Origin of the sequence: Radicibacter daui, from assembly GCA_030657355.1 — a bacterium.
Lineage (GTDB): Bacteria > Pseudomonadota > Alphaproteobacteria > Radicibacterales > Radicibacteraceae > Radicibacter > Radicibacter daui.
Map to the genome: position 1 here is coordinate 130204 of CP131057.1, position 15048 is coordinate 145251.

Below are 15048 nucleotides of genomic sequence, written 5' to 3' on the forward strand. Positions count from 1 at the left end.
AAAGTGTGGCGCTTCAAGGGCCGGCAGGCCAGAATATCTAAAAAAATCAAGGGTCAGACCTGACGGCCGGCAAAAACTCGCAAGCCTGCTTAGCGATGCTGCTGGATCTGCAGCCAGGCACAGAACATGTCTGCCATGGCATTGGCCTGGGCGTCGATCTCCACCGCCTCGTGCGGCGCTTCGGAGAATTGTTTGCCCACGGCGCTGAGCGTGGTGGTGATGAGGTCACCGGCCTGCCGGCGCGCCGGCTCCGGGGCGTCCGGCAGAACCTCCTGCATGAAGCGCTGCATGATGTCCTCCGCTGCGGCCCGCGCCTCCTGCGCTTCCGGCGCATCGCGATAGAGCGGGGCGGCATCGGCAAGTGCAACGCGGATTGCCGCTTCCTCGCATTCCGAGCGGATGAAGGCGAGCGTCAGCGCCCGCAGCCGTTCAAGCGGCGGTTTTTCCCGTTCGCCGAGGATGTCGCGCAGCAGCGTAGAGGTTTGCCGCCATTCGTCGCTTTGCAGACGAAACAGGATGGCCGCCTTGTTGGGGAAATACTGATAGAGCGAGCCAACACTGACGCCGGCCTTTTCCGCCACGCGCGCGGTGGTGAAACGCTGCGCGCCCTCCCGCGCCAAAACCTGAACAGCAGCCTCCAGGATGGCACTTACCAGTTCGGTGGAGCGGGCTTGCCGGGGTTGTTTTCGTGAGGAAATCCGCGCGGATTTACGGTCGGTCATGGCGGCATTCCGGGATGCGAATAGTGAAACTGACGAATTATTCGTATTTTTGCCGCGAGGGCGCAACAGGGCGCCTTTCTTCAACTATCGGAGACCCGGATGACCACCCTGACCTCCCGCCCGGTGGCCGCCCTTATCAACCGGCTGTTCGAGGCTGCGGCCGACGCCGCTCCGCTCAGCGTGCCCGAGGTGGAGGCGCTGTCGCCGGAAGAGCGCGGACGCCTGATGCGCAGCAAGACGGACTATCTCGACCTTTATGGCTGGCTGAAAGACATGCCGCTGGCGGTCTCGCGCGAAACCGGCACTCTGCTTTACATGCTGGCGCGCAGCTGCCGGGCTCGCACCATCATCGAGTTCGGCACTTCCTTCGGCATTTCGACCCTGCATCTGGCAGCGGCCCTGCGCGACAATGGCGGCGGCCACCTGATTACGACCGAGTTTGAACCCTCGAAGGTCAGGCGGGCCCGTGCCAACCTGACGGAAGGCGGGCTTATCGATCTCGCGGAAATCCGCGAAGGGGATGCGCTGAAAACGCTGGCCGTCAATCTGCCGGAGACGGTGGATATGCTGCTGCTGGATGGCGCCAAGGCGCTTTATCCGGACATTCTGAGCCTCATCGAAAGCCGCCTGAGGCCGGGTGCCATCGTTGTTGCCGACAATGCGGATTATTGCCCGGACTATGTTGCCCGCGTGCGCTCCGTGGAGCGGGGCTACATGTCCATGCCGTTCGGCGAGGATGTCGAGCTTTCCATGTGGCTCGGCTCCGGCCGCGTCCAGGCGGAAGTCGGCCACAGCTTCTAGGCGCGAACAAGGCGTTTGAACCTCTTGCGCGGGGCCTTGCCAGGGCCACCCGCGAAACTCCCGGCCGTAAGCGTTCACGTCAGCCAACGCACCCACCGACCCCGCCTGTCCGCAAGGCAGCAGGCCCAATGAAAAGGCCGCCGGAAGGTTTCCGGCGGCCTTTTCATTTGCTCGCAGATCGAAGTGTTCGTCAGGCCGTTCCTGCTCTGGCTTCTGCTTCGGCCTGCTTGCGCTGACGACGCTTGATATAGAACGGCATGACCGCAATGGCCGCTGCCATGACCCAGAGGATGATGCAGATGGTGCTGCTGAACAGGATGCCCAGCTCGCCGCCGCTGAGGGCGAGCGCGTTGCGCAGGTTCGTTTCCGCCACCTTGCCCAGCACGAAGCCGAGAATGATGGGCGCAAGATCGAACCCGGCTTTGCGGGCCAGGTAACCCAGCACACCGATGCCCAGCATCAGGTAGATCGAGAACACATCCTGGTAGGTGGAGTAGATGCCGAGGAACGACAGCACCAGGATGCCCGGGATCAGCAGCCAGTTCGGGATCTGCAGGATGCGCACGAAGAGCTGCACCATCGGCAGGTTCATGAGCAGCAGCAGGATGTTGCCGATGAACATGGAGGCGATGAGGCCGCCACCCAGTTCCGGATGCTCGACGAAGAGCTGCGGACCCGGCTGGATGTTGTAGAGCATCAGTGCGCCCAGCATCACCGCCGTGGTGCCGCTGCCCGGCACGCCGAGGGTAAGCATCGGCACGAAAGCACCGCCGGCGGCGGCGTTGTTCGCCGCTTCCGGCGCGGCAAGGCCGCGGAAATCGCCCTTGCCGAAGGTGCCCTTGCTGTCAAGCAGGCGCTTTTCGGTGGTGTAGGCAATCGCGCTGGAGACGGAAGCACCGGTGCCCGGCAGAACGCCGACGATGAAGCCAATGACCGAGGCGCGCAGCGTGGAGGGGATGCAGAACTTGATGAGGCTCCAGCTCGGAAAACCCTTGTTGACCTTGATCGGCTGCAACGTGCCGTGGTGCGTGTGCTCCAGCATCGTCAGCACTTCGCTGACGGAGAAGAGACCGATCACCAGCACGATGAACTCGATGCCGTCATTGAGTTCCGGCACATCGAAGGTGAAGCGGTAGGCGCCGGAGGTGGGATCGATGCCCATCGTGGCGCCCATGAGGCCGATGGCGCAGCCGATGAGGGTCTTGACCGGCTGGTCGCCGACCATCGAGCCGAGTGTGGCGAAGGCGAACACCATCAGCACGAAATATTCGGCCGGGCCGAAGCCGATGGCGATCTTGCCGAGCAGCGGGGCGAAGATGGCAAGGCCGATGACCGCCAGGATGCCGCCGGTAAAGGAGCTGAGGCCGGAGATCGCGAGCGCTTCGGCAGCCTTGCCCTGACGGGCGAGCGGGTTGCCGTCAAGCGCAGTCATCACCGCGCCGGCATCGCCGGGCACGTTGATGAGAATGGAGGAAATGCGTCCGCCGTACTCGGCGCCATAATAGATGCCGGCGAGCATGATGAGCGTGCTCTCGGCCGGAACGCCGAAGGTGTAGAGCAGCGGCAGCAGCAGGGCGATGCCGTTGATCGGACCGATGGCCGGCAGGGCGCCGACGATGGTGCCGAGGAAACAGCCGGCAAGACCGAACAGCAGGTTGTACCAGATGAGGGCTGTTTCAAAGCCCGTCCAGAGATAATCAAGGGACATGGCTTCAGCCTCCGAAAACCGAGCCGAGCGGCAGCGGGATGTCGAGCAGAATGGTGAAGATGAAGTACCAGAACGCGGCGTTGCCGACGCCGGAGATCACCGCGTTGCGGAGGCTCGCTTCAAACATCAGCGCCACACCGACGCACAGGATGAAGGTGGAGACCGGGAAGCCCAGAACCGGATAGGTGGAGGCTGTCAGGAAGCAGAGCGCCAGCAGGACGACGATCTTGAGGAGAAGGCGCCCCTGCGGCCAGGAGACCTGCGGACCCGGAACGGCGATCTGCCAGAGCGACAGCACGGCGAGAATGCCGGCGAGCAGCAGCGGGAAAGCCGTCGGTCCGAGCGGGTCGGAGGAGAAGCTGTATTCGATATTCCAGGAGCCAATGCCGAAGATAATGGCAAAGACGAACAGGACGATGCCAGGAACCCTCTGCCCAAAGGGCACGGGTCCTTCAATGGCGGATTTGGACATGATGCTAGCGCCTCGGGGGGAGGACATGGGTGGGCCCTGGGGGCAACCCGCCCGTGATTTATCTTGATAAAAAATGTGCCGGTGCGGATGGGCATCAGCCCTCCGCACCGGCTGGCCTCATGACTTAGAGGCCGGCTTCCTTGGCCAGCTGCTTGAAGCGGGCAACGTCAGCCTTGACCTGCGCGTCATAGTCGGCGCCGATCTTGTTGTACGGGAACAGGCCACGGTCCTGGCGAGCCGCCTGGAACTCGGGGGTGTCCACCAGCTTCTTGAACGCATCGACCCACCAGTTGTAGTCAGCGTCGCTGACATTCGGGCCGACATAGAAGCCGCGCCAGATCGGCCAGCTGATGTCGAAGCCCTGCTCCTTGGCAGTCGGCAGTTCGCTCATGTCGCCCGGCAGGCGCTCATCGGCCAGAACCGCGAGGATGCGGATCTTGCCGGCGAGGTGGTGCTGCCACATTTCCGAAGCGTCGCCGGAGGCGATCTTCACATGGCCACCCTGCAGGGCGGTGAGAACGGCGCCGCCGCCTTCGAGCGCGGCGTAGCGCATTTCCTTCGGCGCAACGCCGGCCTGCTGGGCGATGAGGGCCAGCTTCATCCAGTCCTGGCTGCCGACGGCACCGCCGCCGCCAACCGGGAAGTCAGCCGGATTGGCCTTGTAGGCGTCGATCAGGCCCTTGAGGTCCTGGATCGGGCTGTCGGCGGCAACGGCGAGCACGCCGTAGTCGGCGCCGATGGCACCCAGCCAGCGCACGGCGTTTTCGTCATACTTGCCGAACTTGCCCTGCGAGATGAGCAGCGCGGAGCCGGAAGAAGCGGCCACGATCAGGTTCGCATCGTTGTTGCGGCTGCCGATGACGTGGTTGTACGCAGTAGCGCCAACGCCGCCTTCCATGTAGTTCACGGCCATCGGCTTGCTGATGGCGCCGGTGGACAGCAGGGTTTCGGCGGCAAGGCGGCAGGTCAGGTCAAAGCCACCGCCGGGCTTGGCACCGGCAAGGCATTCCGGCTTGTCGGGGGCCGCAACGGCACCGGTGGCGACCAGCGCCGTAACGGCCAGAGCCGCAAGTGAAGACAGGAAACGCATTTGGCTATTTCTCCCTGGTTTTCCTATTTCGTGGCGTTTCGCCCGTTATTGGCCACTCCGGAGACGAAAAGGCCCGGACGGGGCGCCGGCTGGCAGTCTACTGGTCGAAGCTGTCATTAACCTTTCATTGCTGCCCGCTTTCGCGCATGACTATGCCATAAAATTGCCGTAGCTCCGACACGGGAAGTTGCAAGGGGCTGTTTTCTTGGCGAAAAGAGCAGTTTGTCGCCGGATGGCCGAGGGTTTTTGAATGCGCATCATGGTGGTCGAAGACGATCCGGACCTGTCAGCGAACCTGTCGCGGGCGCTGAAGGCGGGAGGATATGCCGTCGATCTTTGTATGGATGGGGAGGAAGCCGATTCCATCCTGCGCCATGAGCGCTATGACCTCGTGCTGCTCGATCTCGGCCTGCCCGGTTGCTCCGGTCTTGAGGTGCTGCGCCGGCTGCGCCAGCGCCGCGATGCGGTGCCGGTGATCATGCTGACCGCTTCCGGCGGACTGCCGCAGCGGGTGGCGGGGCTTGATGCCGGGGCGGATGATTATCTCGCCAAACCGTTCGACCTGCCGGAGCTGGAGGCGCGGGTGCGCGCCCTGCTGCGCCGCAGTGCCGGCCAGGGTGACAACCGGCTGGTGCATGGCCGCATCGAGCTGGACCGGCGGGCGCGCACCGTGACGGTGGACGGGGCGCTCATCGACCTGCCGCGCCGGGAAATGGGCGTGCTGGAAGTGCTGCTGAGCCGGGTGGGCGAGGTGGTGGCCAAGGAGCAGATTGCCGGCCACATCTTCGATTTCGGCGACGATGCCTCGCTTGCCTCCATCGAAATCTATGTCCACCGTCTGCGCAAGCGGCTGGCGGCGGCCGGGCTTTCCATCCGCACCGTGCGCAGCCTCGGCTATTACCTCGATCCGCCGGAGGTGGCGGTTTCATGATACGGCGCGGCTGGTCGCTCAAACGGCGCCTGCTGATCTGGCTGCTGGTGCCGCTGCTGACCCTGACCGCGGCGATGCTGGTGGATGCCAGCCGCGGTGCCATCAATGCTTCCGACCGGGCCTATGACCGTCTGCTGGGTGCTTCTGCCGCGGCGATTGCCGAGCGTATCATCTTTGGCGATAGCGGACTGGAGGTGGACTTGCCGTCGGTCGCGCTGGAGATGCTGGGCTCGACGGCGCAGGACCGTGTCTTTTATCGCGTGCAGGGGCCGGGCGGCGCCTTCATCACCGGCTATCCGGACCTTCCCCATGAGCCGCAGGCGGGCAAGTTCCGCGCTGACGGTAATGCGGTGTTCTTCGATGCCGTTTATCGCGGCGAGCCAATCCGTGTGGCGGTGCTGAAGCAGCCGATCCTGCTCGGCCGCCAGGCCGCCGACGCCGAAGTGGCGGTGGCGCAGACGCGCGGCGAGCGCGACCGGCTGGCGAGCGACCTTGTGGTCGCCAGCGGCGTGCGCTTTGCCCTTCTGGTGGCGGCGACCTGCGTCATCGCCTGGTTCGGTATCAGCCGTGGCCTTGCCCCGCTCGGCCGCCTGCAGGCAGCGATCCTCGCCCGCAGTCCGGACAATTTTTCTCCCATCGAGGCCAATGTGCCGAGCGAGGTCCGCCATGTGGTGGCGGCGGTCAACACCGTGATGCAGCGCCTTGCCCACAGCATTGCGGTGACGGAGCGCTTTATCGCCGATGCCTCGCACCAGTTGCGTACGCCACTGGCCGCCATCCAGACCAGCGCGCAGCTGGCGCTCCGGGAGCGGGATGAGGCGCGCCTGCGCTCCAGCGTGGCAGAACTGCTGGCAACCACCCAGCGCACCAGCCGTCTTGCCACCCAGCTTTTGACCCATGCGCGTGCCAGCGACCAGACGGTGGGCGTGGCGCAGGAGGCCGTGGCCATCGATGCCCTGGCGGCCGATGTGGTGCGCGAGATGGTGCCGGCCGCCGCATCACGCGACATCGATCTGGGGCTGGAGGGCAGTGCCGCGGGCCGGCAGCTCATCGGTGATGCCGTGCTGCTCCATGAAATGCTGACCAATCTTGTTGATAACGCTCTGCGCCATGGCCGCGAGCGCGGCGTGGTGACGGTGCGGCTTTCGCCTTACGGACAGGAGGGGGCGCTCATCGAGGTGGAGGACGACGGACCCGGCATTCCGGCAAACGAGCGGCAGCGGGTGTTCGAACGTTTCCGGCGGCTCAGCGGGCGGGGCGATGGCGCCGGGCTCGGTCTGGCCATCGTGCGCCACATTGTCGAGCGGCATGGCGGCTCGATCATGCTGGGCGATGCGCCGCATCCGGGGGGGCTGCTGGTGCATGTGGAATTGCCGCACGGCTTCAGGGATCGTAGCGGCAGCAGGGAGGCGGCGGAATGAAGACCCGGCTGGCTTCGCGCCGGCGCTTTGTCGCCGGAATGGCCGCAGGCGCGGCGATGGGCGCCGGTTTCGCCGCGGGTATCCGCCCGGCGCGTGCGCTCACCTTTGCCGGCGGTCCGCGGCGGCTGCGCATTGATGCCGCCACCGATATCGAGGCGATGGTGCCGGTGATCGAGGCTTTCCAGCAGGCCAATCCGGATATCACCATCGATTATTCCGATCTCGGCACGCGCGATCTTTATGAGGGCTTTCTCGACGCCACGGCAAAAGGCCTGCCGGTGGCGGATGTGATGATGAGCTCCTCCATGGACCTCCAGATCAAGCTGGTGAATGACGGTTATGCGCTGCATCACTCCTCTGCAGCCACGGAAGGGTTGCCGGACTGGGCGGTGTGGCGCAACGAGGCTTTCGGCTTCACCTTCGAGCCGGCGGTCTTTGCCTATAACCGCAAGTTCTTCGGCAAGGTGGAGCCGCCGCAATCGCGTTGGGAACTGATCGACCAGCTGCATGAGCATCCTGAAATTTACGAAGGGCGCATTGCCACTTACGATATCGAGGATAGCGGCGTCGGTTATCTGATGGCGACGCAGGACAGCCGCCAGACCCCGGCCTTCTGGGACCTGATGCTGGCGATGGCCGAGCGTGAGCCCCAACGCCTCGGCACCACCTCGCGGATGATGGACGGCCTTGCCGAGGGGCGCTATGCGCTGGCCTATAACGCGCTCGGCTCCTATGCGCAGCGCTGGGCGGAGCGCAACCCGGATATCGGCATCGCCCTGCCATCCGACTATATGCTGGTGCTCTCCCGCATCGCCTTCCTGCCCAAGGCTGCGCCGCACCCGGAGCTCGGGGCGCGTTTCCTCGACTTCGTGCTGTCGCTCACCGGCCAGCAGGTACTGGCAAACCAGTCCTCCCTCGGCGCCGTGCGCCCCGAAGCCGCCTCCGCCCATGATCTCGTCGCCGCCGCCAAGGGGCCGCTGCGCCCGATCCGCCTCGGCCCCGGGCTGCTGGTGCATCTCGACGATGTGAAGCGCCGGATTTTCCTGCGGCAATGGCGTACGACGCTGGGGTTACGCTCCTGAAGCGGTAAGCCCGCCGTCCTTGTGGTCGGTGGGTAGCGCGGCATCCAGCGGGGAAAGTTTGCCCATCAGGGACAGGAAATGCCGGATGTCCGGGCGGTCCTGCCGGGTTTGCAATACCAGCGCCCGGTAAGGATGGCCAAGGCGCAGCGAGATTGAGGACAGCGCAACCAGTTGTCCCGCCTCAAGATCGTTCAGCGCCATGCTGCGCTGGCCGAGGGCAATGCCGAGGCCCAGCCGGGCAGCACTGATGGCAAGGCTGGAGAGGCCGACCCGTCGCCCCTTGGCGGGGTCTGGCCGCCGTTCGATATTTGCCCGGGCAAACCAGTCTGCCCAGCTTGGGTGCGATGCGTAGGCCTCCCCCCATTTTGTGTGGATGAAGAGATTGTCCGTCACCTGTGCAAGGCCAGTGCTGGCCAGGTCATGACGGCGCCAGAAAGATGGGCTGCAGACCGGCAACACATCGTCATGCAGCAGGGGTACGGCAACCAGGCCAGAATAGGGGAACTCTCCATAGCTGATGCGGATGTCGATATTGTGCCGCTGCAGGTCAATGGGATCGTCCTCCACACGTAGGTCGAAGGTCATCTGTGGATAGAGCTCGATCAGACGCACAAGTCGCGGTGCCAGCCATGTCTCTGCCAGAGAAAAGGGCACGCTCACCACGAGGCGCGGCCGGCTTTCCCCTTCCGTAATGCGGCGGGCCATGTCGGCCAATTCGCCAAAGGCGTGAGCTGCCTGTGCAAAAACCAGATGTCCGGCGTCGGTCAGGGCGATCCGGTTGCCGGTTCGCCGGAACAGCTGCTTGCCGAACCAGCGCTCCAGATTGCGGACCTGCAAGCTGACTGCGGCTGCGGAGACACCCAGCTCACGCGCGGCCAGCGCGAAACTGCTGGTGCGGCCGGAGACCACGAACGCCTTCAGGGAATTGAGGGGAGGTAATCTATCCAAGGCAGCATCCAGCATAAGTTTTTATAGAGGGATGCTAATAATTTCTGCCGTTGTCGCAAGGTTTCCTTTTCAATCACCCTGTGCGCCCATCTCTTGAGGAAGGCACATATGGACCAGATCATTGACCTTGAGCGTTATCCACTGGACCGGCCCGGCAGTGCCGACTGGACAAGGCTGGTGGAGCGGTGCCGGGCGGAGCTTGCCGGGGACGGCATGTATAATCTGGACGGTTTTTTGCGGCCGGGCGTTGCGGAAAAAGCTGTCGGCCAAATCCGGCCGGTAATGGACCGCGAGGCATTTACCCATAAGCGCAGCCACAACATTTATTTCCGTCGGGAAATGCCGGGCCTTGAGCCGGACCACCCGGCGTTGCGTCAGGTAGAAACCGTAAGCCACACCCTGTGTGCCGATCAGCTCCAGAACAGCCTCGTCCTGACGATCTACGAGTATGAGCCGCTGGCGGTTTTTTTGGCGGCGACCATGGACAAGCCGGTTCTCTACCGGATGTCAGATCCGCTGGCGCGAGCCAACGTCATGTCCTATCGCGATGGCGAGGCCCTGAACTGGCATTTCGACCGCTCGGAATTTACCACAACTTTGCTGCTTCAGGCCCCGCTGGCTGGCGGGCAGTTTGAGTATCGAACCGACCTGAGGAGCGACGATAATCCGAATTACGCCGGTGTGGAGCGTTTGCTGGCCGGACTGGATCCGGAAGTAAAAGCGCTGACCGCAATGCCGGGCGTGCTGAATGTCTTCCGAGGCAAGAACACGGCCCATCGTGTGACACCGGTTTCCGGAGCGCTCGACCGGATGATCGCCGTCTTCTCTTTCTATGAGCGGCAGAACGTCACGATGAATGCCGACGAACAGGTTGGCTTTTACGGTCGGGCAGCCTGACCGTCTTCTGATCGCGTCCTCCCCTCTTTTTCCGGAATTCAGCAATGCGTTTATTCTCTTGGGTTGTCTGTTTACCTGCCGTCGCAGCTCTTCTGGCGGGCCCGGTTTCCGCCAAGGAATGGAAGACGGTTACCATTACGCTTGAAGGGGCTTACGCCCCGTGGAACACGACCAATGCGGATGGCACTCTCGGTGGCTTTGAGCCGGAACTGGCCAAGGTTCTGTGCGCCCGCATGAATGTTGAGTGCAAACTGGTGGCCTCTGACTGGGACGGCATGATCACCGCCCTGAATGCCGGCAAGTTCGATGTCATCATGGACGCGCTGGCTATTACGGATGAGCGCCGGCAGGTGATTGATTTTTCAATACCCTACGCTTCCACGCCGGCCGGCTTCGCGACAGCGAAAAACGGATCGCTGGCGAATATCTCTGGCACCGGAACCACCGTTTCACTGGACGTCGGCGAGAACAAGGGGGCTCCGGCAATCAAGGCACTGCGCACCGCCCTCAAGGGCAAAGCCATCGGCATCATGACGGCAACCGCCTATGCGGGGTTTATCCGGGACAATTTCGGCGATGTCGCGGACATTCAGGAATACAAGACCGGCCCGGAACGCGATCTCGATTTGCAGGCTGGCCGTATTGATGTCGGCTTCGACGATGCGGTCTATTTCTCCAGCGCCTTTGACGAGATGGGCGGGGAACTGGTTTTCACCGGACCGCTGATCGGCGGGCCCGTCTGGGGAGAGGGCGAAGCGCTGGGGTTGCGCAAGAGCGACACGGACTTGCGTGACATGTTCAATGCCGCAATACGTTCCGCGCTTGAGGACGGCACCGTGCGCACCCTGTCGGAGAAGTACCTGAAGACGGATGTGACGCCGAAATGAAAAGAGCCGGGTAGCGGCCTTGGGATAATCCGGCCGCTACCCGCTTCCATCGGACTACTCCCTAGTTCCCGAACAGCCCCTTGAGCGCCCCGCCGATGGCATCCACCGGGTTGCTGGACGAGCCGGAGGTGCTGCTGCCGCTGTCGGTTCCGGAGCTGGAGGAGCTGCCACTATCCTGCATGCAGGGCTGGCCGTCCGAGCCGGCGCCGAGGTCGCCGAGGCCGAGCAGCAGGGCCGGCGGGAACGCCGCACCGCCCAGCAGGCCGCCAAGGCGTTTGATGGTGGCGGTGGTGTCGGGCCGGAAGCTCGGTTTCGTCAGCGGACCGGTGACGTTGATCGGCACGGCGGTGGTAAGGGTGGTGGATTTCGGGCGCGGGTCGATCTGGAGATCGAGCTGCTCCTTGCCCAGATCGATGGTGCCGGTGACCCCGATCAGCACGTTCGTGGTGTCGATGGCCGCCGGCTTCAGTTCGGCAATGCCCTTGTTGATGGGGATTTGGGCTGCGGCGCACTGGATGACGGTGTAGCCATTGGAGCTGCCGGGCAGCAGCGAGGACAGCATGGTGGTGGCACCGCCCACCCATTCGTCGAGCGCGCTGGTCTGCAGCTTGCCCTTGCCCATCAGCAGGCTGCCATTGCCATTCAGCGAGGCCATGATGTCATGCACCGAGGCGCCGCGGCCCTTGACGTCGAAGCTGGTGTCGACCGTGCCTTCCAGCTTGTCGGTGACCTTGAGCTCCTTGAGCAGGCGGCCGAGATCGACATGTTTGGCATCGCCGGCAAGGGCGACGGCCGCCGGGCTCGTATGGCCATCAACGGTGCCATTGCCGGTAATGGCCGCCCCATAGATGCTGGTGGAAAGCTTGCTGATCGTGAGCTTGCCGCCACTGAGGGTGGCGGCCACATCCAGCGGTTCGGCCGTCAGCTTGCGAGCGATCAGCTTGCCGGCCTTCAGCGAAAAATTGCCATCCACCAGCCGCAGCGCTGTGAGATCCAGCGGGCTCGTGGGGAATACCTTGCCGACGGGTGTGCCGGACTTTGCCGCATCCGTGCCACCGCTGTTGGCGCCCTTGTCGCCGAGATCGAGGAACGGGTCCAGCGTCAGCGTGTCGGTCGTCAGCGCAAGATTGACCCTGGCCGGCATTGTCTGGGCTTCCAGAGAACCGGAACCCTTGAGGCTGTTGTCGCCGAGCGTGAGGGCAAGGTTAGAAATATCTATCTTTTTGGCCAGATCGCCCGCGAGATCGGCGCTCAGCTTGTAGGCGCCGAGATCCGGCGGGACACTGCCGATCACCGGAGCAAGAGCACTGAAATCATCAGCGCTCGCCGCCAGGCTCAGCTTGAGGCCGGCCATGGAAAGCGGCTTTGCCAGTGTGCCCTTGAGGCTGGTTTTCGAATTGCCGAGCTTGACCGTCAGATCAACGCTGGCCGGCTGGTCGTCCAGAAGCGCGGCGAGCGGGCCGGCAGATCCTTCGGCGGAAAGGTCGAGCGCGGCGCTGCCCTGGCCCAGTTTTCCTGCAAGGTCGATATCGAGCGGTTCGTCATCGGCATCCGCGCCGAGGGTCAGCTTGTCGATGGTGAGGTCGATCGAGCGGCCCGTCACCTGGTTGTCGACGACGATATGCGTGTCGGTGACGCTGACTTCGCGGATATCGGGAGACACCTGGAAGCCGCCGCTTTCATTGCCGGCCTGCTGCAGGCTCTGTTTGGCGGCCTGTTTGTCGCCGGTGCTGAAATCCAGATTGCTCTTGCCGGCCTTGTTCGTCTCGACGCGAATGATGCCGCCATCGAGCACGACGCTGTCGATCTGCACCTCCTTGTGCAGAAGGGGCATCAGGGAAAACGTGACTTCCAGGGAGCCGATCTGCAGCATGGTTGGCTGCTTGCTCCACGAGGCGTTGGAGAGGGTGACGGAGGCGATGCTGACCGTCGGGACCAGTGAGGGCGTAAAGGAAATCTCGCCATTCAGTTCGGCGGTGCGGCCGGTGGCTTTTTCAATCGCCTCGGTGATACGCGGCTTCAGCCGGTTGAGATCGAAGGTGGTGATATAGACGGCAAGGCCGCCAATGCTGACGACCAGCAGGCCGGCGATAACACCGACGATCCACAAAAAGCGCCGCATGGGCCTCTCCTGCATTTTTTCCCGGCGGCCGGCAGCCCTTGTGCCGGAACCGGCCTTCTCAGGATCCAAACCTAAAGGTAATGCCTAAGGTTGCGATGACAAGCCACGGAGGCCATTTCATGGCGATGAAACTGGCCGCCGCCGCGTCCCTCAGACCCCCTTATGCAGAAGGAACGACCGGCGTGTTCAGTTGTTGGATGAGCATGGTTTCGGGCAGCGTTACGACAGCGGTGCCCGATGCCGGACGCTCTATCCAAAATCATCGGAGGAATAGGAAAATGGCTTTGTTCTCCAAAGACATCAAGTCGATGGATGATCTTTTCATGCACACGCTGCAGGACATCTATTACGCGGAGAAGCAGATCGAAAAGGCGCTGCCGAAGATGATCAAGAAGGCCAGTGATGGCCCGCTGAAAGATGGGTTCTCCCTGCACCTCGAGGAGACCCATGGCCATGTGAAACGGCTTGAGCAGGTGTTCGAGCTCCTGGGCATGGAGCCGAAGGGCGTCACCTGCCCGGCCATCGATGGCATCATCAAGGAGGCCGACGAAATTGCCGGTGACATCGGCAACTCCGAAGTGATGGACGCGGCACTTGCCGCCGCGGCGCAGGCCGTGGAGCATTATGAGATGACCCGCTACGGCACTCTCATCGCCTGGGCCGGTGAAATGGGCCGTCAGGACTGCCAGCGTCTGTTTGAGGCCACGCTGCAGGAAGAGCGGGCTGCCGACGAGAAGCTGACCAGGCTGGCGGAGAGCCGCCTTAACCGCGCCGCCTGAGCTTTTCTTCCGGCAGGCGGTTGAAAGCGACGCGCCCGGTCCCGTCAGTCGTCCTTGCGGTCGATCAGATCCTCGACGGCACGGCGGGCCTGGGCGTGGCTCGCATGCGGAAAACGCCGGCGATAGGCTTCAATGGCCTTGTTCATCAGCTCAGTGGTCTCGTCCAGCGGTTCCGCTTCCATCGGGGTCCATTCCGGGGCCTCAAGGTCGCGTTCCGGCTCGCTGGCCGGATGGGGACGCCATTCGGCGCACCAGTCGGTTGAAAGCGTGCGCGGGAACTTGCCATCCGGGTAGCGGTCGGTCACGACCGGCGGAAAACGATGGCAAATGCCATGCGGCCCCCGTTCTCTCACACCTTCTCCGGCCCACAGGCGGCAGCTGTAACAATTATTCATCGGATAACCCGTAAGGGAGTGACGGTGGAGAAGCCTCGCGGCTAACTTAGCGGGCGAGGCGGGCGCTCGCCAAGGGTGAAACCGGGTGGCCGTCTGCTTCCGTCTGACCTCTTTTCTCCCCGTGTCCGATGCCGCGCCTCGCCTTCTTCCACACCGGCGACGTTCATGTCGCAACCTTCACTGCCCTGATGGCCGAGCTTGCCCCCCAGGTTACGCTGCAGCACCGGGTTCGCGCGGACCTGCTGGCGGCGGCGCAGCAGCCGCAAGCCGATCTCGCGGCTATCGGGGTGGAGCTTGGGCGCGAGCTCGCGGCTCTCGATGGCGCCGATCTGGTGGTCTGCACCTGCTCTACGCTGGGCTCCCTGGCGGAGGCAGCGACCGGTATGGCCGCGCCAGTCTGGCGGGTGGACCGGCCGATGGCCCGGCAAGCCGTTCGTCTGGGGCCGGAGCTTCTGGTGGTGGCCTGTGTTGCCTCCACGCTCGCCCCTACCCTGGCGCTGCTGGAAGAGGAGGCGGCCAGGGCCGGCGTGCCTCTCGGGGCCCGGACGCTGGTGCTGGACGATCTCTGGCCTTTGTTTCTGGCAGGCCGGCAGCAGGAGTATGTGAGCGCCATTGCAGCGCGGGCGGAGGCGGCGTTTGACGCAGAGGGGGCGGTAATACTGGCGCAGGCGTCGATGGCGCCGGCCGCCGGGTTGATGAGTGTGCCGGTGCCGGTTTTCTCCAGCCCGCGCAGTTGTGCCGAGGCGGCGGCTTCGTTTCTGGCCGCGAAGGTCTGATCTTGCCGGCGTGAATG

General features: G+C 63.7%; 15 protein-coding genes. 8 read left to right on the plus strand and 7 right to left on the minus strand.

The window, feature by feature from the left end:
• Positions 1–89: 89 nt before the first annotated feature.
• On the minus strand, positions 90–722 hold the full coding sequence (locus tag QTL98_RS20410) for a TetR/AcrR family transcriptional regulator (RefSeq protein ID WP_445682666.1): 633 nt from the start codon (positions 720–722) through the stop codon (positions 90–92).
• A 99-nt stretch (positions 723–821) separates the two neighbouring features.
• On the opposite strand from QTL98_RS20410, the gene QTL98_RS20415 reads away from it, so the two are divergent.
• On the plus strand, positions 822–1523 hold the full coding sequence (locus tag QTL98_RS20415; RefSeq protein ID WP_445682667.1) for an O-methyltransferase: 702 nt from the start codon (positions 822–824) through the stop codon (positions 1521–1523).
• 190 nt (positions 1524–1713) lie between these two features.
• Here the strand turns inward: QTL98_RS20415 and QTL98_RS20420 are convergent, their stop codons facing one another.
• From QTL98_RS20420 to QTL98_RS20430, 3 genes are all read right to left on the minus strand, one after another.
• The gene (locus QTL98_RS20420) at positions 1714–3231 is read right to left on the minus strand and encodes a tripartite tricarboxylate transporter permease (protein WP_445682668.1); all 1518 of its coding nucleotides are present in this window, start codon (positions 3229–3231) and stop codon (positions 1714–1716) included.
• Between the two features lie 4 nt (positions 3232–3235).
• On the minus strand, positions 3236–3703 hold the full coding sequence (locus tag QTL98_RS20425; protein ID WP_445682669.1) for a tripartite tricarboxylate transporter TctB family protein: 468 nt from the start codon (positions 3701–3703) through the stop codon (positions 3236–3238).
• 124 nt (positions 3704–3827) lie between these two features.
• A complete protein-coding gene (locus tag QTL98_RS20430; RefSeq protein WP_445682670.1) occupies positions 3828–4793 on the minus strand; it encodes a Bug family tripartite tricarboxylate transporter substrate binding protein in 966 nt (321 codons plus the stop codon).
• Positions 4794–5043: 250 nt separating this feature from the next.
• On the opposite strand from QTL98_RS20430, the gene QTL98_RS20435 reads away from it, so the two are divergent.
• The 3 genes from QTL98_RS20435 to QTL98_RS20445 are packed head-to-tail and all read left to right on the plus strand — an operon-like array spanning position 5044 to position 8227.
• On the plus strand, positions 5044–5724 hold the full coding sequence (locus QTL98_RS20435; protein ID WP_445682671.1) for a response regulator transcription factor: 681 nt from the start codon (positions 5044–5046) through the stop codon (positions 5722–5724).
• Positions 5721–7145 (plus strand): sensor histidine kinase N-terminal domain-containing protein, encoded by a 1425-nt coding sequence (locus tag QTL98_RS20440; protein WP_445682672.1) that lies wholly within the window; start codon positions 5721–5723, stop codon positions 7143–7145. The genes QTL98_RS20435 and QTL98_RS20440 overlap by 4 nt, the downstream gene beginning before the upstream one ends.
• Complete coding sequence (locus QTL98_RS20445) at positions 7142–8227, plus strand: ABC transporter substrate-binding protein (protein ID WP_445682673.1); 1086 nt, start codon at positions 7142–7144, stop codon at positions 8225–8227. The genes QTL98_RS20440 and QTL98_RS20445 overlap by 4 nt, the downstream gene beginning before the upstream one ends.
• Here QTL98_RS20445 and QTL98_RS20450 read toward each other — a convergent pair.
• Positions 8216–9175, minus strand: a complete 960-nt coding sequence (locus QTL98_RS20450; RefSeq protein WP_445682674.1) for a LysR substrate-binding domain-containing protein — start codon at positions 9173–9175, stop codon at positions 8216–8218. The two genes, QTL98_RS20445 and QTL98_RS20450, sit on opposite strands and share 12 nt — an antisense overlap.
• A gap of 108 nt (positions 9176–9283) precedes the next feature.
• On the opposite strand from QTL98_RS20450, the gene QTL98_RS20455 reads away from it, so the two are divergent.
• Both QTL98_RS20455 and QTL98_RS20460 read left to right on the plus strand, forming a co-directional pair.
• Positions 9284–10072: a HalD/BesD family halogenase gene (locus tag QTL98_RS20455; RefSeq protein ID WP_445682675.1), complete on the plus strand. Its 789-nt coding sequence runs from the start codon at positions 9284–9286 to the stop codon at positions 10070–10072.
• A gap of 44 nt (positions 10073–10116) precedes the next feature.
• Positions 10117–10959 (plus strand): transporter substrate-binding domain-containing protein, encoded by an 843-nt coding sequence (locus QTL98_RS20460; RefSeq protein WP_445682676.1) that lies wholly within the window; start codon positions 10117–10119, stop codon positions 10957–10959.
• 61 nt (positions 10960–11020) lie between these two features.
• Here the strand turns inward: QTL98_RS20460 and QTL98_RS20465 are convergent, their stop codons facing one another.
• Entirely contained in the window at positions 11021–13081 is a 2061-nt protein-coding gene (locus QTL98_RS20465; RefSeq protein WP_445682677.1) for an AsmA family protein, read from the minus strand.
• Positions 13082–13359: 278 nt separating this feature from the next.
• Here QTL98_RS20465 and QTL98_RS20470 point away from each other — a divergent pair, with 278 nt between their 5' ends.
• Positions 13360–13860 (plus strand): YciE/YciF ferroxidase family protein, encoded by a 501-nt coding sequence (locus tag QTL98_RS20470; RefSeq protein WP_445682678.1) that lies wholly within the window; start codon positions 13360–13362, stop codon positions 13858–13860.
• Positions 13861–13904: 44 nt separating this feature from the next.
• Here the strand turns inward: QTL98_RS20470 and QTL98_RS20475 are convergent, their stop codons facing one another.
• Positions 13905–14213 (minus strand): hypothetical protein, encoded by a 309-nt coding sequence (locus tag QTL98_RS20475; RefSeq protein ID WP_445682679.1) that lies wholly within the window; start codon positions 14211–14213, stop codon positions 13905–13907.
• Positions 14214–14383: 170 nt separating this feature from the next.
• Between QTL98_RS20475 and QTL98_RS20480 the strand changes: the two genes are divergently transcribed.
• Positions 14384–15031 (plus strand): hypothetical protein, encoded by a 648-nt coding sequence (locus QTL98_RS20480; protein ID WP_445682680.1) that lies wholly within the window; start codon positions 14384–14386, stop codon positions 15029–15031.
• The last annotated feature ends 17 nt before the right edge of the window (positions 15032–15048 follow it).